This is a genomic window from Streptomyces carpinensis, assembly GCF_002154505.1.
Classification (GTDB): domain Bacteria; phylum Actinomycetota; class Actinomycetes; order Streptomycetales; family Streptomycetaceae; genus Streptomyces; species Streptomyces carpinensis.
On the sequence record NZ_MUBM01000175.1, the window covers coordinates 14,398 to 32,051 of the forward strand.

15 protein-coding genes and 1 pseudogene are annotated in these 17,654 nt (G+C 71.9%); 12 read left to right on the forward strand and 4 right to left on the reverse strand.

What is annotated here, in order from left to right; all coding sequences use genetic code 11:
- Positions 1-4 precede the first annotated feature (4 nt).
- The 7 genes from BZY54_RS23480 to BZY54_RS23515 all read left to right on the forward strand — a co-directional run bounded on the left by BZY54_RS23480 (position 5) and on the right by BZY54_RS23515 (position 6,932).
- Positions 5-910: an NTP transferase domain-containing protein gene (locus BZY54_RS23480; protein ID WP_244217301.1), complete on the forward strand. Its 906-nt coding sequence runs from the start codon at positions 5-7 to the stop codon at positions 908-910.
- A complete protein-coding gene (locus BZY54_RS23485; RefSeq protein WP_086727314.1) occupies positions 907-2,334 on the forward strand; it encodes a molybdopterin molybdotransferase MoeA in 1,428 nt (475 codons plus the stop codon). The genes BZY54_RS23480 and BZY54_RS23485 overlap by 4 nt, the downstream gene beginning before the upstream one ends.
- Positions 2,331-3,428, forward strand: a complete 1,098-nt coding sequence (locus BZY54_RS23490) for a potassium channel family protein (RefSeq protein WP_086727315.1) — start codon at positions 2,331-2,333, stop codon at positions 3,426-3,428. Before BZY54_RS23485 ends, BZY54_RS23490 begins: the two co-directional genes overlap by 4 nt.
- Positions 3,429-3,538: 110 nt before the next feature.
- Positions 3,539-4,519 carry an NAD(P)H-quinone oxidoreductase gene (locus BZY54_RS23495; protein WP_086727316.1) on the forward strand — a complete coding sequence of 327 codons (981 nt, stop codon included), beginning with the start codon at positions 3,539-3,541 and terminating at the stop codon, positions 4,517-4,519.
- A gap of 532 nt (positions 4,520-5,051) precedes the next feature.
- The gene (locus BZY54_RS23505) at positions 5,052-5,663 is read left to right on the forward strand and encodes a hypothetical protein (RefSeq protein WP_086727318.1); all 612 of its coding nucleotides are present in this window, start codon (positions 5,052-5,054) and stop codon (positions 5,661-5,663) included.
- A 93-nt stretch (positions 5,664-5,756) separates the two neighbouring features.
- Complete coding sequence (locus tag BZY54_RS23510; protein WP_086727319.1) at positions 5,757-6,371, forward strand: PadR family transcriptional regulator; 615 nt, start codon at positions 5,757-5,759, stop codon at positions 6,369-6,371.
- A gap of 27 nt (positions 6,372-6,398) precedes the next feature.
- On the forward strand, positions 6,399-6,932 hold the full coding sequence (locus BZY54_RS23515) for a bacterial proteasome activator family protein (protein ID WP_086727320.1): 534 nt from the start codon (positions 6,399-6,401) through the stop codon (positions 6,930-6,932).
- A 154-nt stretch (positions 6,933-7,086) separates the two neighbouring features.
- On the opposite strand, the gene BZY54_RS23520 is transcribed toward BZY54_RS23515, so the two are convergent.
- Positions 7,087-8,742 (reverse strand): Stk1 family PASTA domain-containing Ser/Thr kinase, encoded by a 1,656-nt coding sequence (locus BZY54_RS23520; RefSeq protein ID WP_086727321.1) that lies wholly within the window; start codon positions 8,740-8,742, stop codon positions 7,087-7,089.
- Positions 8,743-9,145: 403 nt separating this feature from the next.
- Here BZY54_RS23520 and BZY54_RS23525 point away from each other — a divergent pair, with 403 nt between their 5' ends.
- On the forward strand, positions 9,146-10,804 hold the full coding sequence (locus BZY54_RS23525) for a protein kinase domain-containing protein (RefSeq protein WP_086727322.1): 1,659 nt from the start codon (positions 9,146-9,148) through the stop codon (positions 10,802-10,804).
- A 76-nt stretch (positions 10,805-10,880) separates the two neighbouring features.
- Here BZY54_RS23525 and BZY54_RS23530 read toward each other — a convergent pair.
- Positions 10,881-11,410: pseudogene (locus BZY54_RS23530) on the reverse strand (phosphotransferase).
- 504 nt (positions 11,411-11,914) lie between these two features.
- Between BZY54_RS23530 and pdhA the strand changes: the two are divergent.
- From pdhA to BZY54_RS23550, 4 genes are all read left to right on the forward strand, one after another.
- A complete protein-coding gene (gene pdhA / locus BZY54_RS23535) occupies positions 11,915-13,108 on the forward strand; it encodes a pyruvate dehydrogenase (acetyl-transferring) E1 component subunit alpha (RefSeq protein WP_086727323.1) in 1,194 nt (397 codons plus the stop codon).
- 2 nt (positions 13,109-13,110) lie between these two features.
- Positions 13,111-14,091, forward strand: a complete 981-nt coding sequence (locus BZY54_RS23540; RefSeq protein WP_086727324.1) for an alpha-ketoacid dehydrogenase subunit beta — start codon at positions 13,111-13,113, stop codon at positions 14,089-14,091.
- Between the two features lie 11 nt (positions 14,092-14,102).
- Positions 14,103-15,515 carry a dihydrolipoamide acetyltransferase family protein gene (locus BZY54_RS23545; RefSeq protein ID WP_086727325.1) on the forward strand — a complete coding sequence of 471 codons (1,413 nt, stop codon included), beginning with the start codon at positions 14,103-14,105 and terminating at the stop codon, positions 15,513-15,515.
- A 196-nt stretch (positions 15,516-15,711) separates the two neighbouring features.
- Complete coding sequence (locus BZY54_RS23550; protein WP_158103903.1) at positions 15,712-16,608, forward strand: alpha/beta fold hydrolase; 897 nt, start codon at positions 15,712-15,714, stop codon at positions 16,606-16,608.
- On the opposite strand, the gene BZY54_RS23555 is transcribed toward BZY54_RS23550, so the two are convergent.
- Entirely contained in the window at positions 16,605-17,081 is a 477-nt protein-coding gene (locus tag BZY54_RS23555; protein ID WP_143668103.1) for a hypothetical protein, read from the reverse strand. The two genes, BZY54_RS23550 and BZY54_RS23555, sit on opposite strands and share 4 nt — an antisense overlap.
- Positions 17,078-17,632, reverse strand: coding sequence for an RNA polymerase sigma factor (locus BZY54_RS23560; RefSeq protein WP_086727328.1), 555 nt, complete (start codon positions 17,630-17,632; stop codon positions 17,078-17,080). The genes BZY54_RS23555 and BZY54_RS23560 overlap by 4 nt, the downstream gene beginning before the upstream one ends.
- Between the last annotated feature and the right edge of the window lie 22 nt (positions 17,633-17,654).

A 17,654-nucleotide genomic window follows, 5' to 3' on the forward strand; every position in this document is an offset into this window, starting at 1 on the left:
GGGGGTGAGCGCCTACGAGCCCCCCGTCTACGACGCCGTCGTGCTCGCCGGAGGCGCCGCCCGGCGGCTCGGCGGCGCGGACAAGCCCGGTGTGCGGGTCGGTGGCCGTGCCCTGCTCGACCGTGTCCTCACCGCCTGCGCCGACGCGCGCACGACCGTCGTCGTCGCCGACCCCAGACCCACCGCCCGGCCCGTGTGCTGGACGCGCGAGGAACCGCCCGGCGGCGGCCCGCTCGCCGCGCTCGGCGCCGGGCTGCGCCCCACCACGGCGGAACACGTCGTCGTCCTCTCCGCCGACCTGCCGTTCCTCGAACCGGCCACCGTAGCGCGGCTCTTGGGCGCCCTGCGCACGGGCCGTGCGGACGGTGTGCTGCTCACCGACGCCGACGGCCGTGACCAGCCGCTCGTGGCGGCCTACCGTGCCCAGGCGCTGCGCCGTGAACTGACGGCACTCACCCAGGAACACGGCGCCCTCACCGGGCTGCCGCTGCGCCGGCTCACCGCCGCGCTCGACCTCACCCACGTCCCCGACCACGTCGCGTCCTTCGACTGCGACACCTGGGACGACATCGCCACCGCCAGAGCACGCATCAGGGAGCATGGGCACGTGTTGGATGAATGGATCTCCGCAGTCAAGGACGAACTGGGCATCGACCTGGACGTCGACACCCGTGTGCTGCTCGACCTCGCCCGTGACGCCGCCCATGGCGTGGCCCGGCCCGCGGCACCCCTGACCACCTTCCTCGTCGGCTACGCCGCCGCACAGGGCAAGGGCGGCCCCGAAGCGGTCGCCGAGACCGCCCGTAAGGCCGCCGCCCTCGCCCTGCGCTGGGCGGAGGAGGACACCGCCGCGGCCAAGCCCGACGTGGCTCCCGACGCCACTCCCGACACCCGGCCGGACGCAGGATGACCGCCCGCGGTGTGCATGCCGGCGAGGACGCCGAGGATTTCGACGTCGAGGAGGCCCTCGCTCTCGTGAAGGGATCCGGCAACGGCATCGGTCCGGCCCACGGCGGCTTCCCCGGCCCCGGACCCGCCTCTCCGCAGGGGCAGGGCTTCGAGCACGGGCTGCCGGCGAACGGCCACGGCACCACGCACCACCCACACCCCGGACACTCCTCGGACGTCCACCACCAGGCCGCTCCCTGGCCCCAGGCCCGCGATACCGCCGCCCGCGCCGCCCGCGCCGGCGCCCGTCGTGCTCCCGTCTCCGTCCCCCTGGAAGCCGCCCTGGGCCTGGTCCTGGCCGAGCCCCTGGCCGCACTCACCGACCTGCCCTCCTTCGACACCTCCGCGATGGACGGCTGGGCGGTCGCCGGCCCCGGCCCCTGGGACGTGCGCGAGGAGGGTGCCCTGGCCGGACACGCGCAACCCGAGCCGCTGACCGACGGCGAGGCCGTACGGATCGCGACCGGCGCCCGCATCCCGCAGGACACCACCGCCGTGCTGCGCACCGAGCACGGCCGCACGGACGCCAAGGGCAGGCTGCACGCCACGCGCGAGGTGAACCACGGCCAGGACATCCGCCCACGCGCACAGGAGTGCCGTGGCGGGGAGCAGTTGCTGCCCGTCGGGACCCTGGTCACCCCCGCGGTGCTGGGTCTCGCCGCGGCCGCCGGGTACGACACCCTCACAGCCGTTCCCCGGCCCCGCGTCGACGTCCTCGTCCTCGGCGACGAACTGCTCACCGAGGGCCTGCCGCACGGCGGCCGGATCCGCGACGCGCTCGGCCCGATGCTGCCGCCCTGGCTGCGGGCACTCGGCGCGGAGACGGCCACCGTGCGCCGGATCGGCGACGACGAGAGGGCCCTGCACAGGGCGATCAGCAGATCCGAGGCCGACCTGATCGTCACCACCGGGGGAACCGCATCCGGCCCCGTCGACCATGTTCACCCCACGCTGAGCCGGCTCGGCGCCGAACTGCTGGTCAACGGCGTCAAGGTACGCCCCGGCCACCCCATGCTGCTGGCCCGCCTCAAGGAGAACCAGCACCTCGTCGGTCTGCCCGGCAACCCCCTCGCCGCCGTCTCGGCCCTGCTCACGCTCGCCGAGCCCCTGCTGCGCACGCTGGCCGCGCGCCCGGCCCTCGAGCCGTACACGCTGCCACTGAAGGACACGGTGCACGGGCACCCCTACGACACCCGGCTCGTGCCCGTCGTGCTGCGCGGCGACCACGCGGTCCCGCTGCACTACAACGGCCCCGCGATGCTGCGTGGGGTCGCGGCGGCCGACGCCCTGGCCGTCGTACCGCCGGGCGGCGCCCGTGCGGGCCAGGAGGCGGAACTGCTCGATCTGCCCTGGGCCGCCGCCGGGATCGGGGTGTGTTTCACGTGAAACTTCCGGGCCATGACGCGATCGCCCGCCAGGCGGGCGAACATCTCGTGACCCATCGGGTGAAACTCCCGAAGAAACTGGTGGAACGCCCGATACGCCAGGTCGGCAAGCGGCTGGCCATGGCCCTGCTGGTGCTGGTCGTGACGGTCGTCGTCGTCTACGCCGACCACGACGGCTACCACGACAACGCCGACAGTTCGGTCGATCTCCTCGACGCGGCCTACTACGCCACGGTGACCCTCTCCACCACCGGGTACGGCGACATCACCCCGGTCAGCGACAGCGCCCGGCTCACCAACATCCTCGTCATCACGCCACTGCGCGTGCTGTTCCTGATCATCCTCGTCGGCACCACACTCGAAGTCCTCACCGAACGCACCCGTGAGGAGTGGCGCCTGAGCCGCTGGAGGTCCGCCTTGCGCGATCACACCGTCGTCGTCGGCTTCGGCACCAAGGGGCGGTCCGCGATCCAGACCGTCTGCGCGACGGGACTGAAGAAGCAGCAGGTCGTCGTGGTCGACCCGAGCGCCAAGGTGATCGATGCGGCCACGGCGGACGGGTACGCGGGAGTGATCGGGGACGCGACCCGCAGCGAGGTGCTGAAACGGGCGGAGGTGCAGCGGGCGCGGCAGATCATCATCGCCACCCAGCGGGACGACACGGCCGTGCTGGTGACGCTGACGGCCCGGCAGCTCAACCGGGCGGTCAAGATCGTCGCCGCGGTCCGGGAGGAGGAGAACGCGCCGCTGCTCAGGCAGTCCGGCGCCGACGCCGTGATCACCAGCGCCAGCGCGGCGGGACGGCTGCTGGGGCTGTCCGTGCTCAGCCCGGCCGCCGGCATGGTCATGGAGGACCTCATCCAGCAGGGCAGCGGGCTGGACATCGTCGAACGGCCCGTCATACGGGCCGAGGCGGGCAGGAGCCCGCGGGACATCGACGACCTGGTGGTGAGCGTCGTACGCGGACACCGCGTCCTCGGCTACGACGATCCCGCCGTCGCCACACTTCAGTTGACGGACCGTCTGATCACGATCGTCCGCGCCACCCCGGCCACGCAGATCACCCCGGACACCAGGCCGCTGCCCCAGGACTGACCGCTCGGACCGGCCTCCGGCACCGGCCTCGGAGGCCCGCTGTCCGACATGCGTGTGGACGCGTGCCGCGACCCGATGCGGGCCGGACGGTGAGGAGTAGCGTCGCTTCCATGCATGCGATCACGATTCCCGAACCCGGTGGACCCGAGGCGTTGGTGTGGGACGAGGTGCCGGACCCGGCACCCGGCGAGGGGGAGGTGCTGGTCGACGTGGTGGCCAGCGCCGTCAACCGCGCCGACATCCTGCAGCGGCAGGGCTTCTACAACCCGCCTCCCGGTGCCTCCCGGTACCCCGGCCTGGAGTGCTCCGGGCGGATCGCCGCGCTCGGGCCGGGGGTGTCCGGCTGGGCGGTCGGCGACCAGGTGTGCGCGCTGCTCGCGGGCGGCGGCTACGCCGAGAAGGTCGCCGTCCCGGCAGGTCAGCTGCTGCCCGTGCCCGAGGGCGTCGACCTTCGGCAGGCCGCGGCACTGCCCGAGGTGACCTGCACCGTCTGGTCCAACGTCTTCATGGTCGCCCACCTGCGCCCCGGTGAGACCTTCCTCGTGCACGGCGGTTCCAGCGGCATCGGCACCATGGCGATCCAGCTCGCCAAGGCCGTCGGAGCGAAGGTCGCCGTCACGGCGGGCACCAAGGAGAAGCTCGACTACTGCGCCGAGCTGGGCGCCGACATCCTGATCAACTACCGCGAGCAGGACTTCGTCGAAGAGGTCAAGCGGGCCACGGACGGAGCCGGCGCCGACGTCATCCTGGACAACATGGGCGCCAAGTACCTGGATCGCAACGTCCAGACCCTCGCGGTCAACGGCCGGCTCGCGATCATCGGCATGCAGGGTGGCGTCAAGGGCGAGCTGAACATCGGCGCCCTGCTGAACAAGCGGGCCGCGATCAGCGCCACTTCGCTGCGCGCCCGTCCGCTCGGCGAGAAGGCGGCGATCGTCGCGGCCGTACGCGAGCACGTCTGGCCGCTGCTCGCCGACGGGAACGTCCGGCCGGTGGTCGACCGGGAGATGCCGATGAGCGACGCCGCGGCGGCCCACCGGGTCGTGGAGGAGAGCGGCCACATCGGCAAGGTGCTGCTGGTGACGAACTGACCCGGACGTCTCGCCGGGAAGGACCGCACCTCAGGTTCTGGCGGGCGGAGGGCGATGCCCCAGGTCCTGGGCAGGAAGAGGGCCTGGCCTGACCCCTGGGCCGTGGGCAGGTGGAGGACCTGGCCTCTGGACCCTGGGCCCATGGAGGGCGACGAGCGGCCCCTAGGCCCTCGGCAGGCGGAGGGCGATGAACGCGGTCCCCAGGCCGAGACCTATCAGGACCAGTCCGCTGCCCAGAGGCAGGAGCCGCCGGGCGGGCCCGGACTCGGCGACCGGCCGGGTGGCGGGCGGGTCAGGAGATTCGGACGCCGGCTGAACGGCTGCCTCGGACGACTCCGAGGCAGCCGTCGTCGGTATGCCGGTCATTTCATCGGCGTCCGAGTTCCCGTCCCCGTTCCCGTTCCCGTCCGCCTCGGGCCCGTCGCTTTCCGGTCCGTCAGAGTCGTCGCCCTCCACCTCCGCCTCATGCCGGTGCGGACGCCCGGGCCGCTCCCGCCCCTCACCCGCCGGACTCCCGGCCCGCGACGGCTCTGTGGAGGACGGGGACGGCGACGTGGGCGGGGCCGAGGACTCCGACACGGGGAAGGATGAGACGAACGCCACAGAGGATGCGGAGGCCGAGGACGCGGAGCCCGAAGAGGTGGAAGCCAGGGACGCGGAGCCCGAGGACGCGGAGCCCGAAGAGGTGGAAGCCGAGGGCGCGGAGCCCGAGGACGCGGAGCCCGAGGGCGAAGAAGGCGAGGTGGGCGGCCGGGACGGACCGGACGGCCGAGAGGGCTTCGACGGCTTGGGCGGCTTGGGCGGCTTGGACGAACGCCCAGGGGCCGGACGGGAGGCGGTACCGGCGGTTGGAGCCGACGCGGTGTCCGAGGCCGCCGAAGCGTTGCCGGGGGCGGAGGCGGAGGTGGAAGCAGAGGCCGGGGCCGAGACGGGGGCGAAAGCGGTGGCGGAGGTGGTCGCTGCGGCGGTGGACGGCCTGGACGCCGGGCCGCACGCCGAGGCGTGGCCATCGGGCAGGGCTATCGCGCCCAGCCCTATGAGCAGTCCCGTCGCGCGCAGTGTGGTGACGCGCAGCCATGGAGTCACGTCGGAGTCCCTCACGATGCCCGGTTGGTGGAGGAGCACTGATTCACAGGAGCACTGATCCAGTGGAACAACACTCACATCGCTGAGCCAATCCGGCATTTCCTGTTGACCCGCCAGGTCGAATCGGGCGAAGTGGCTGCACAATCCGGATATGTCGATACGCCACGGGCTGCTGGCGCTTCTGGAGGCCGGTCCCCGCCACGGATCCCGGTTGCGGGCCGAGTTCGAGGAGCACACGGGAGGCGCGTGGCCGTTGAGCATCGGTCTGGTCTGTTCCACGCTCGGCCTTCTGGAGCGGGACGGCCTGGTCGCCCGGGAGGGCGTGGACGAGGCAGGACGGGTGACGTACGCGCTGACCGAGGCGGGCCGCGGCGAGCTGTGGTCCTGGTACACGCGGCCCGTGGAGCGGGCGGGGCCACCGCGTGAGGAGCTGGCCCTCAAGCTGGTGCTGTCGGTGGCGGCGCCCGGCGTCGACGTGCGCGAGGTCGTCGACGTACAGCGCCGGCATCTGTCCGAGGCGCTGCACGGCTACGTACGCCAACGCGCCGAGATCCTGGCCGGCCGGCCCGAGCGTCCCGAAGAGGTGGCCCGGCTGCTGGTCCTGGAGCAGCTGATCTGCGACGCGGAGGCCGAGTCCCGCTGGCTGGAGCACTGCGCCGCCCGTCTGCTGCGCCTGCGCCCTCCGCAGGAACACGGCCGGCTTCCGCACGACGCGGACAGCGCGCGCACGGTGGATCACCTTCCGCAGGGGGCACCAAGGAGGTGAGATGTATGGGTGCGAGAGAATGGCGACATGGAGATGCCGAGGAACGAACGATCGCCGGAGAATCCGCAGATCCTGGTCGTGGGCCAGGACGGCATGGCGCTCGGCGGCGGTGACGACGACTCCCGTGAGACCCCGGTGACGGAGCAGGTGGAGCAGCCTGCGAAGGTCATGCGGATCGGCAGCATGATCAAGCAGCTGCTCGAGGAGGTGCGCGTCGCTCCTCTCGACGAGGCCAGCCGGGTCCGGCTCAAGGAGATCCACGCGAGCTCGGTGAAGGAGCTCGAGGACGGCCTGGCTCCGGAGCTCGTCGAGGAGCTGGAGCGGCTCTCCCTGCCGTTCACGGACGAGGGGACCCCCAGCGACGCGGAACTGCGGATCGCGCAGGCTCAGTTGGTGGGCTGGCTGGAAGGTCTCTTCCACGGGATCCAGACGACGCTGTTCGCCCAGCAGATGGCCGCTCGCGCCCAGCTGGAGCAGATGCGCCGCGCCCTCCCGCCGGGCGTCGGCCGCGAGGGCGAGGACGGCCACCCGGGCCCCCGCTCGGGCGGCCCGTACCTGTAGGACGGCCCGTACCTGCCGGAGACGACAGGGGACGACTGGGACGACCGGGACGACCGGACGTCAGAACGACACAAGGGCGTGGGAAGCGCATCGCGCGCGACCCACGCCCTTCTACCGTTCCGGGACGGTCGACAGACCGATCGTTTCGGCGTTGCTAGGACGGATTCCCGGTGGAGATGTCGAACTGGATGTCCGGCGGGTTGTTCGGGTCGAAGTCGGTGTCCGCCTCGGGCGACTGCCGCATGACCGTGTCCTTGCCGTAGGTGTTCTCGTCCACCGGTCGCTTCTTGTAGTGCCATCCCGCGGCCTGGAGGCAGGCGAGGACCGAGTCCCAGTTCTTGAAGGTGAAGTCGGGCATCTTCACCTGCTTCGGGTCGTCGTAGGACTCCTGCGGCTCGGTGCACTCGGTCTTCTCGATCGTCTTCGACGTGTCCGGCCCGCGGAAGCCCGCCGGGTGGCTCGACACCGAGGCGCTGGTGCTGCCGCCGCCGCCCTTGGCGTCGTCACCGCCGCCGCCGTTCGCCAGCAGCGCTGCGATCAGACCGACGACCGCGATGACCGCCACGGCCACCGATCCCATGATCACCGGCCTGTTGCTCTTGCCGCCGCTCCCCGGGCCGCCTGCCGTGGCCTGGGGCGGGTGGGTGTACGGCGGCGGGGTCGACGCCTGCTGCGGGGCGTACGGCGAGGCGGCGGGCGCCGGGTAGCCGGCCGCCGGCTGGGCGGTCTGCTGTGGGTAGCCGTACGCGGGCGAGGGCATCGCGGGCGGCGGCGTGCCGTACGGGTTCGGCGTGGCCGGAGCCGGCTGGTACGGAGTCTGGACGTTGCCCACGGGCGGCGGGGTCGCGTCGACCGGCGGGAAGACCGCGGAGCCCACGCCCGCGCCGCTCGACGTATGGGCGCCCGGCACGATGCTGGGCGGGGCCGCATGGAAGGAGGCCGCCACCCGCAGGCACTCGTCCCGCATGGCCACGGCGCTGGGGAAGCGCTCGTTCGGGTTCTTCTTCAGCGCACGGGCGACCAGCGCGTCCACCGCGGGCGGCAGGGAGCGGTTGACCGACGAAGGAGCCACCGGCTCCTCCTGTACATGCGCGTACGCGATGGCCAGCGGTGAGTCCGCGTCGAACGGCAGCCGTCCGGTGACGAGCTGGAACAGCATGATGCCGACCGAGTACAGGTCGGAGCGCGCGTCCACGCCCCGGCCCAGGGCCTGCTCCGGGGAGAGGTACTGCGGGGTGCCGACGACCATGCCGGTCTGGGTCATCGAGGTGACGCCGGACTGCATCGCGCGGGCGATGCCGAAGTCCATCACCTTGACCACGCCGCGCTTGGTCATCATCACGTTGCCCGGCTTGATGTCCCGGTGGACCAGGCCCATCTCATGGCTGATCTCCAGGGCCGCCAGCACGTCCGCGGTGACCTTCAGGGCCTTGTCGGCGGGCATGGCGCCGTGCCCGCGTATGTCCTCGTCGAGCACCGAGCCCAGCGGTCGGCCCTCGACGTACTCCATGACGATGTACGGCGTGGTCATGCCGTCCACATCGTCCTCGCCGGTGTCGAAGACCGAGACGATGTTCGTGTGCGTGAGCTTCGCCACTGCCTGGGCCTCGCGGCGGAACCGCTCCCGGAAGGCCTGTTCCCGGCCGAGCTCGGTGTGCAGCGTCTTGATCGCGACCTGCCGGTCGAGCACGGAGTCGTAGGCGAGGTGCACCGAGGCCATGCCGCCCTGGCCGAGCAAGTCACGCAGCTGGTAGCGGCCACCGGCCAGTGCCCGCCCCGCGAACCGGCCCCGTGCGCCGTCCTGGCTCATCTTCTGCGTCCCCCATAGGCCCGCGCCGAGCAACGGCTGCTGTGCTCGCGCGATCGGCTGTCCGTCGACCGGTCCCGGGATCGGACTGACCTGACCTCATGTCCGGATCTCGTTGATCGATTGTGTTATTCCCGGCCAAGTCTGCCCGAGGGCACTGACACGTCAAGCTCGGTGCCCGTTCCGTGACCGTACGCGAAAGAAGCGTCGCGGAAGCGTTACAGCGGGAGTGCGACCGGTACACGGAATTTGCACGACGGCGGCCGTACCGGGTTTGATGGCCGGTCCGGTCCCGGACCGGTCCCCGCGGCGAACCTGGACCGGCGTCTTGCGCCGAGCCTGTAGCGTGGCCGAGGGAGACCGTGACAACACCGCACACCGCGGGCAGAAACGACGGCGAGGACTGATGGCACAGACGCAGAGCGCCCAGGGCCCGTCCGACCCCGAGGCGACTGGCGGCGGCATGTCGGACGCGCCGGAGACGTGGGGCAACGGCGGCCTGGTCGGCGACGGCCGGTACCGGCTGACCCGCAGGCTCGGCCGGGGCGGCATGGCCGAGGTGTTCGCGGCCGAGGACGTGCGCCTGGGCCGTACGGTCGCGGTCAAGCTGCTCCGCGCCGACCTGGCCGAGGACCCCGTCTCCAAGGCCCGTTTCACGCGCGAGGCCCAGTCCGTGGCCGGCCTCAACCACCACGCGATCGTCGCCGTGTACGACTCCGGCGAGGACATGGTGGGCGGTCAGTCCGTGCCGTACATCGTGATGGAGCTGGTCGAGGGCCGCACCATCCGCGACCTGCTGCTCAACGCCGAGGCGCCGGGCCCCGAGCAGGCGCTGATCATCGTCTCCGGAGTCCTGGAGGCGCTGGCCTACTCGCACCAGCACGGCATCGTGCACCGTGACATCAAGCCGGCCAACGTCATCATCACGGACAACGGTGCCGTGAAGGTGATGGACTTCGGCATCGCCCGCGCTCTGCACGGGGCGTCCACGACGATGACGCAGACCGGCATGGTGATGGGCACGCCGCAGTACCTCTCCCCGGAGCAGGCCCTCGGCAAGGCCGTCGACCACCGCTCCGACCTGTACGCGACGGGCTGCCTGCTCTACGAACTCCTCTCGCTGCGGCCGCCGTTCATCGGCGAGACCCCGCTGTCGGTGGTCTACCAGCACGTCCAGGACGCACCGGTGGCGCCGTCCCAGGTCTCCGAGGCCGGCTGCCCGCCGGAACTCGACGGCCTGGTCATGCGCTCGCTCGCCAAGGAGCCCGACGACCGTTTCCAGACGGCCGAGGAGATGCGCGGCCTGGTCCAGTACGCGCTGCAGATGCTGTACGAGCAGGGTGGCCACACCGGTACCTGGAACACCGGCCCGGTGGACGCGCACGAGGGCCGGCACACCCCGGCGGCCGGTTTCGCCGGCACGACGGTGATGCCGCACCCGGGCGACTCCGGCTCCGGCACCACGCAGATCCCGCAGCCGATCCTGCCCTCCGGGTACGGCAACCGCGACGACGGCGGCTTCGAGGGCCACGGCAACCAGGGCAACGGCCGCGGCAAGCTGTGGATCCTCGCGGTGCTCGCGGTGATCGCCATCGCGGCGGGTGTCGCGCTGGCGCTGCACAACACCGGCGACGAGGGCGGCGGTGGAGACACCGGCACCACCAAGTCGCCGTCGGTCTCGCAGTCCAGCAAGGACGACCAGCCCAGCTCCACTCCGAGCCAGTCGTCGCAGAGCCGGCCGTCGGACAGGTCGACGGACAACGGCAGCAATACGAGCGGCGGCTCCGGCTACGACTCCCCGCCGTCGCAGGAGCCGTCGCACACGCAGTCCGAGACGGCGTCGAACGAGCCGTCCAACGAGCCGTCGAACCCGCCGAGTTCCAACCCGCAGACGACCCCGTCGGGCCCCGCGTCCCCTCCGGACACCAGCGGCGGGGGTACGACCGACGGCGGCACGAGCGGCGGCAACGCCGGCACGGGCAACGGGGGCACGGACACCGGCGGCACCGGCGACACGGCCGGTACGGCCGCCGGGGCGGCCAACACCGGAGTCACCGGCGGCTGAGCACTCTTCACGCGCGCGTGGAGCCCGATCACGGCTCCACGCGCGCTTCGCATGCACCGCGCCCCGCTCGGGCCGCTCACTCCGCGAGCGCCCCGCACACCGCGTCGTACTCCTCGGTCCACCACACCACGAGCGCCGAGGCGGCCGGGAACTGCGGGTCGGCGCGGGTGTCGCCGCGCTCGTAGTGCCAGCGCAGCATCCAGAAGTCGTTCAGGCGCCGAGGCGCCTGCACTGGCCGGTGGTGAGCTGGCCGCCGTGGCGGTGCCGGCCGTCGATCCAGGGGTGCAGGGCGTAGGCGTGGCCGCCGATCACAGCGACGGTGCGTCCGTCGCGGCCCGCGAGCGCGGGGGCCACCGGGACACCCAGGTCGGCCAGGCGCTGGGTGGCTCGGTGCTGCCGGGCGATCGCCGCGGGGTCGGCGGTGTCGGGGTCGAAGTGGTGTTTGAGGAAGTAGCGGCCGCGGGTCGTGCACAGTCGGTAGCCGCGGTTCAGCAGGCCCTGGTCGACGGGCTCACAGGTGAGGGCGGAACCGGCGGCGTACTGGCGCAGCAGGGCGCTCAGAGGGGGCGCGTGGGGTGCGGGGGGTGGTACACATGGGCGCGGCACGCGCCAGATGCTAGGGCAATGGCCGAGGCTGTGAGCTGGGGCTTGTCACAGACTGTCTTCATCAGTCGCTTTCGGTCACATGAGGTCATCGTGCCGGGCGGTCTCCCGGGCGCGCCCCCCGGGCCGTCGCCCACAGGGTGGCGTCATCCATCAAGAGCAGTTCCGGCCACTCTTCAGCCCTTCCCGACCCAGGGGTGAGCGGGATACCGTGCCGGTGTTCCGGCCCCCTGCAAGGCTGTGACCAGCGGCTGCCCCGCGGCCCGCGCAAGTACTTGGACGTCCAAGCGGAAAATACTTGGAAATCCAAGGAAACACGCAGGTCAGGAGGGGTTTCCCAGAAATGTGGAGCACTGGGTAACGTGGCTGTTGCAGGGCGCTCGCCGGGGCACCTGTCACGCCTGTTCCCGGCCGAGTGGCACCCACCCCGTGCCTCGGTGGTCGGTTTCAGGTGAGCCGCACTGGCCTACCGGCAACCCCGGGGGCCGGACCGACGGAGGAGCACACGTGACCGTGGAGAGCACTGCCGCGCACACACCGCGACGCAGCGCCGGAAGCAAGGCCGGCGCCACCGGCGCCAAGAGCAAGAGGAGCACCGGCGCGAACGCCAGGAAGAGCGCCGACCCCGAACTCGTGCAGTTGCTGACCCCCGAGGGGAAGCGCGTCAAGAACGCCGAGTACGACAAGTACGTCGCCGGCATCACTTCGGAGGAGCTCCGCGGTCTGTACCGCGACATGGTGCTCACCCGCCGCTTCGACGCCGAGGCCACCGCCCTGCAGCGCCAGGGCGAACTGGGACTGTGGGCCTCGCTGCTCGGCCAGGAGGCCGCCCAGATCGGCTCGGGCCGGGCCCTGAACGACGACGACTACGTCTTCCCGACCTACCGCGAGCACGGCGTCGCCTGGTGCCGCGGGGTCGACCCCACCAACCTGCTCGGCATGTTCCGCGGCGTGAACAACGGCGGCTGGGACCCGAACAGCAACAACTTCCACCTCTACACGATCGTCATCGGCTCCCAGACGCTGCACGCCACCGGCTACGCGATGGGCATCGCCAAGGACGGCGCGGACTCGGCGGTCATCGCCTACTTCGGCGACGGCGCCTCCAGCCAGGGCGACGTGGCGGAGTCCTTCACCTTCTCCGCGGTCTACAACGCCCCCGTCGTGTTCTTCTGCCAGAACAACCAGTGGGCGATCTCCGAGCCCACCGAGAAGCAGACCCGGGTCCCGCTCTACCAGCGCGCGCAAGGCTTCGGCTTCCCCGGCGTCCGCGTCGACGGCAACGACGTACTGGCCTGCCTCGCGGTCACCAAGTGGGCGCTGGAGCGCGCCCGCGGCGGCGAGGGCCCCACCCTGGTCGAGGCGTTCACCTACCGCATGGGCGCCCACACCACCTCCGACGACCCCACCCGCTACCGGGGCGACGAGGAGCGCCTGGCCTGGGAGGCGAAGGACCCGATCCTGCGCCTTCGCCGCTACCTGGAGGCCGCGAACCACGCGGACGAGGGATTCTTCGCGGAACTCGAGGCCGAGAGCGAGACGTTGGGCAAACGAGTGCGCGAAGCCGTCCGGGCCATGCCCGACCCGGACCACTACGCCATCTTCGAGAACGTGTACGCGGACGGGCATGCGCTCGTCGACGAGGAACGCGCCCAGTTCGCCGCCTACCAGGCGTCGTTCGCGGACGTAGAGGGGGTCTGAGCATGGCTGCGGAGAAGATGGCCCTGGCCAAGGCGATCAACGAGTCGCTGCGCCGCGCCCTGGAAACCGACCCCAAGGTCCTGATCATGGGCGAGGACGTCGGCAAGCTCGGCGGTGTGTTCCGGGTGACGGACGGCCTGCAGAAGGACTTCGGCGAGAGCCGCGTCATCGACACCCCGCTCGCCGAGTCCGGCATCGTCGGCACGGCGATCGGCCTCGCCCTGCGCGGCTACCGCCCGGTGGTCGAGATCCAGTTCGACGGCTTCGTCTTCCCGGCGTACGACCAGATCGTCACGCAGCTGGCGAAGATGCACGCCCGCTCCCTGGGCAAGGTCAAGCTCCCGGTCGTGGTCCGCATCCCCTACGGCGGCGGCATCGGCGCGGTCGAGCACCACTCGGAGTCCCCCGAGGCACTGTTCGCGCACGTCGCGGGACTGAAGGTCGTCAGCCCGTCCAACGCGTCGGACGCGTACTGGATGATGCAGCAGGCCATCCAGAGCGACGACCCGGTGATCTACTTCGAGCCCAAGCGGCGCTACTGGGACAAGGCCGAGGTCAGCACGGAGGCCATCCCTGACCCGTTGCACAAGGCGAAGGTCGCCCGGGAGGGCACGGACCTGACGCTGGCGGCCTACGGCCCGATGGTGAAGCTCTGCCACGAGGTCGCCGCCGCGGCCGCCGAGGAGGGCAAGTCCCTGGAGGTCCTGGACCTGCGCTCGGTCTCCCCGATCGACTTCGACTCCATCCAGGCGTCGGTGGAGAAGACCCGCCGCCTGGTGGTCGTCCACGAGGCCCCGGTCTTCCTCGGCTCCGGCGCGGAGATCGCCGCCCGGATCACCGAGCGCTGCTTCTACCACCTGGAGGCCCCCGTCCTGCGGGTCGGCGGCTACCACGCGCCGTATCCGCCGGCGCGCCTGGAGGAGGCATACCTGCCGGACCTGGATCGCGTGCTCGACGCCGTCGACCGCTCGCTGGCGTACTGAGGGAGAGGTTCGTGACGACGATGACCGAAGCGTCCGTGCGTGAGTTCAAGATGCCGGATGTCGGCGAGGGTCTGACCGAGGCCGAGATCCTCAAGTGGTACGTCCAGCCGGGTGACACGGTCACCGACGGCCAGGTGGTCTGCGAGGTGGAGACGGCCAAGGCCGCCGTCGAGCTGCCGATCCCCTACGACGGCGTGGTCCGCGAGCTGCACTTCCCCGAGGGCACCACCGTCGACGTGGGCACGTCCATCATCGCGGTGGACGTGGCGGGCGGAGCCGCGCCCGAGGTCCCCGCGCAGGCCCCGGCGGCCGAGCCGGCGCAGGAGGAGCCGAAGCCGGAGGGCCGCCAGCCGGTCCTGGTGGGGTACGGCGTCTCGACGTCCGCCACCAAGCGCCGTCCGCGCAAGGGCCCGGAGGTCGCGACGCCCCAGGCGTCGACGGCACTCCAGGCAGAGCTGAACGGCCACAGCGCACAGGCTGTGGCCGCCCCCGCCACTGCCGCGGTCAAGGACCGTCCGCTGGCGAAGCCGCCGGTGCGCAAGCTGGCGAAGGACCTGGGCGTGGACCTGGCGACGGTGGTCCCGTCCGGTCCGGACGGCATCATCACGCGCGAGGACGTCCACGCGGCGGTGCCGGCGACGGCCGCTCCGCAGGCGCCGGAACCGGTGCCCGCACAGGCCCCGGCGGCCGCGGCCCCGGCTCCCGCGGTGACCTACGACGGAGCGCGGGAGACCCGCGTCCCGGTGAAGGGCGTCCGCAAGGCGACGGCGGCGGCGATGGTCGGCTCGGCCTTCACGGCGCCGCACGTCACGGAGTTCGTGACGGTCGACGTGACGCGCACGATGAAGCTGGTCGAGGAGCTCAAGCAGGACAAGGAGATGCAGGGCCTGCGGGTCAACCCGCTCCTGCTGATCGCCAAGGCCCTGCTGGTGGCGATCAAGCGCAACCCGGACATCAACGCGTCCTGGGACGAGGCCAATCAGGAGATCGTGCTCAAGCACTACGTCAACCTGGGCATCGCCGCGGCCACCCCGCGCGGCCTGATCGTCCCGAACATCAAGGACGCCCACGCCAAGACGCTCCCGCAGCTCGCCCAGGCACTCGGCGAGCTGGTGTCGACGGCCCGCGAGGGCAAGACGTCCCCGGCGGCCATGCAGGGCGGCACGGTGACGATCACCAACGTCGGCGTCTTCGGCGTCGACACGGGCACGCCGATCCTCAACCCCGGTGAGTCCGCGATCCTCGCGGTCGGCGCGATCAAGCTCCAGCCGTGGGTCCACAAGGGAAAGGTCAAGCCCCGCCAGGTCACCACCCTGGCCCTGAGCTTCGACCACCGCCTCGTGGACGGCGAGCTGGGCTCCAAGGTCCTGGCGGACGTCGCCGCGATCCTGGAGGAGCCGAAGCGACTGATCACCTGGGCCTGACGCCCTTCGGGCAGGCCGGGGCCGAGCACAGAACGGGCGTCGCAAGGTCGAGTTGCGGCGCCCGTTCTGCGTTTCCCGCAGCTGTGCTCCGGGGCGGGCCCGGTCACATCGCCGGGAACCTTTCCGTGCCACCCCGACTCCTGGGAGGCCGATGCGGGACCGACAGGGGACCGCGCCGGTTCGAGAGGGGGCGCGCATGGCGCCGCACGCAGTGGTGGGACCCGAGCGGCCGATGCCGGGGGACGCGACGGCCGGGCACCGATGGGCGGAGGTGCGGGACACCCGCCTGCACGTCGCCGAGTTCGGCTCGGGTGAGGCCGTGCTCATGCTGCACGGATTCCCGCAGCACTGGTTCGCCTGGCACAAGGTCGCCGAGCTGGTCGGTGGCGGACACCGGCTGATCTGCCCCGATCTGCGCGGCTTCGGCTGGTCCGGGCAGACGCGGCGCGGCTACGACACGGACGGCCTCGCCGAGGACATGCTCGCGCTGCTCGACGCGCTGGGCCTGGAGAAGGCGTGGCTCGTCGGGCACGACTGGGGGGCTCATCTGGGGTTCCGGCTGTGCCTGCGGGCGCCGGAGAGATTCTCCGGGTACCTGGCGCTCAACATGTCCCATCCGTGGCCGCGGCACCGGGCCGTACTGCCGAATCTGTGGCGGATGTGGTTCACCGCCCTCGTCGAGTACCCGGTCCTCGGGCGGGCCGTGCTGCGTCACTGGCCCGCCTTCACCCGCTTCCTGCTCCGGCACCAGGCCGCCGACGCCTCCGTCTGGCAGGAGGCGGAACTCGCCGAGTACTCCGCCGCCGCCTCGGCCTGCGCCCATGCCGGGCAGGCCCTGTTCTGGCAGTACGTGCTGAGGGACATCCCGGCCCTGGTACGCGGTTCCGCACGGCGGCAGCGACTCACCGTGCCGACTCTGCTGCTCGGCGGCGAGCGCGACAACGTGATCCCGCCCTCGCTGCTGGCCGGTGCCGAGCCGTACGCGGACGACCTGACCGTGCGGATCGTGGCCGGCGCCGGTCACTTCCTGCCCCAGGAGCGGCCGCAAGCCGTCGCCGACGCCATGAAGGAGTTGTTCGGAGCCGACGCCTAGCGCAGCTGCGCCCGCTCGGCGACCCTGCGGACGAAGGCCCGGCCGCGCCGCTCGCCGAGCAGGTGCCCGTACAGCCACTGAGCCGGACGCAGGGCGATGGGCCGCGTCGCACCGAGGACCGCGAACCGCGTCCCATCGCCCTCCGGCACGGCCGCCATGCCGCCCACCACCAGGCGCGACTGCATCAGGCACCAGCCCGGGGCAAGCCGTACCGTGAAGTTCTCGCGGAGCCCGGGCATCCCGACGGCCAGGGCCGCGACGCGATCGCCGTCGCCCGGCGGGACGCGGAACTCCCGCAGGAACGGCACCAGGTGCGGCAGTTCGGCCCGCAGGTCCGAGGCGACCGCCCATACCCGGTCGTACGGCAGGTCGATGCGCTGCTCCGCGTACATGCCCGCACGCAGGCCCGCAGCCATCACCCGGAGGCGGAGCACCGGGTCCCCGGGCCCGTAGGCCGTCGACGTCGAGTTCATCGCGACCACGCCTTCCGGAAGGACGCGCGGGCCCGGTGCAGTCGGGACTTGACCGTGCCGGGGGCGACGCCGAGCAGGTCGGCGACCGTGCGTTCGTCGAGGCCCTCCAGTTCCCGGAGGACCAGGACCGCGCGATGACGGACCGGCAGGCGGGCGAGGGCGTCCCGTATGTCGGCGGACAGCTCCCCGTCCCGGTCGGCTCGCAGGCCGGCCGGCCGTACGAGGTCCTCCGGAGCGGCCGGCTGTTCGACCGCCGTACGCCGCGCCATCCTGACCGCCTCACGGACCGTCACGGTGCGCATCCAGCCGTAGAGGGCCTGTGGGTCGCGCAGTCCCCGAAGTCCCTTGAAGATCGCCACCAGTGACTCCTGCACCGCGTCGGCCGTGTCCGTGACGGCGATCGGCCGGCACAGGCGCGTCACATACGGCGTCACCAGCGTCAACAGCTCGTCCATGGCCAGGGCGTCCCCGTCCTGGGCGGCCCGGACCAGCGGGGCCGCCACCTCCCACGGCTCGGCGCCGCCGCTCTCACCCTCCCCCTGGATGCGCATGTCGCGATCAGCCTATGCTCCC

Excerpts from the sequence above, each read along its gene's own strand:
- BZY54_RS23485 (WP_086727314.1), top strand. The coding sequence starts at position 907 with ATGACCGCCCGCGGTGTGCATGCCGGCGAGGACGCCGAGGATTTCGAC.
- BZY54_RS23495 (WP_086727316.1), top strand. The coding sequence starts at position 3,539 with ATGCATGCGATCACGATTCCCGAACCCGGTGGACCCGAGGCGTTGGTG.
- BZY54_RS23510 (WP_086727319.1), top strand. The coding sequence starts at position 5,757 with ATGTCGATACGCCACGGGCTGCTGGCGCTTCTGGAGGCCGGTCCCCGC.
- BZY54_RS23515 (WP_086727320.1), top strand. The coding sequence starts at position 6,399 with ATGGAGATGCCGAGGAACGAACGATCGCCGGAGAATCCGCAGATCCTG.
- BZY54_RS23520 (WP_086727321.1), bottom strand. The coding sequence starts at position 8,742 with ATGAGCCAGGACGGCGCACGGGGCCGGTTCGCGGGGCGGGCACTGGCC.
- BZY54_RS23525 (WP_086727322.1), top strand. The coding sequence starts at position 9,146 with ATGGCACAGACGCAGAGCGCCCAGGGCCCGTCCGACCCCGAGGCGACT.
- BZY54_RS23540 (WP_086727324.1), top strand. The coding sequence starts at position 13,111 with ATGGCTGCGGAGAAGATGGCCCTGGCCAAGGCGATCAACGAGTCGCTG.
- BZY54_RS23550 (WP_158103903.1), top strand. The coding sequence starts at position 15,712 with ATGGCGCCGCACGCAGTGGTGGGACCCGAGCGGCCGATGCCGGGGGAC.
- BZY54_RS23555 (WP_143668103.1), bottom strand. The coding sequence starts at position 17,081 with ATGAACTCGACGTCGACGGCCTACGGGCCCGGGGACCCGGTGCTCCGC.
- BZY54_RS23560 (WP_086727328.1), bottom strand. The coding sequence starts at position 17,632 with ATGCGCATCCAGGGGGAGGGTGAGAGCGGCGGCGCCGAGCCGTGGGAG.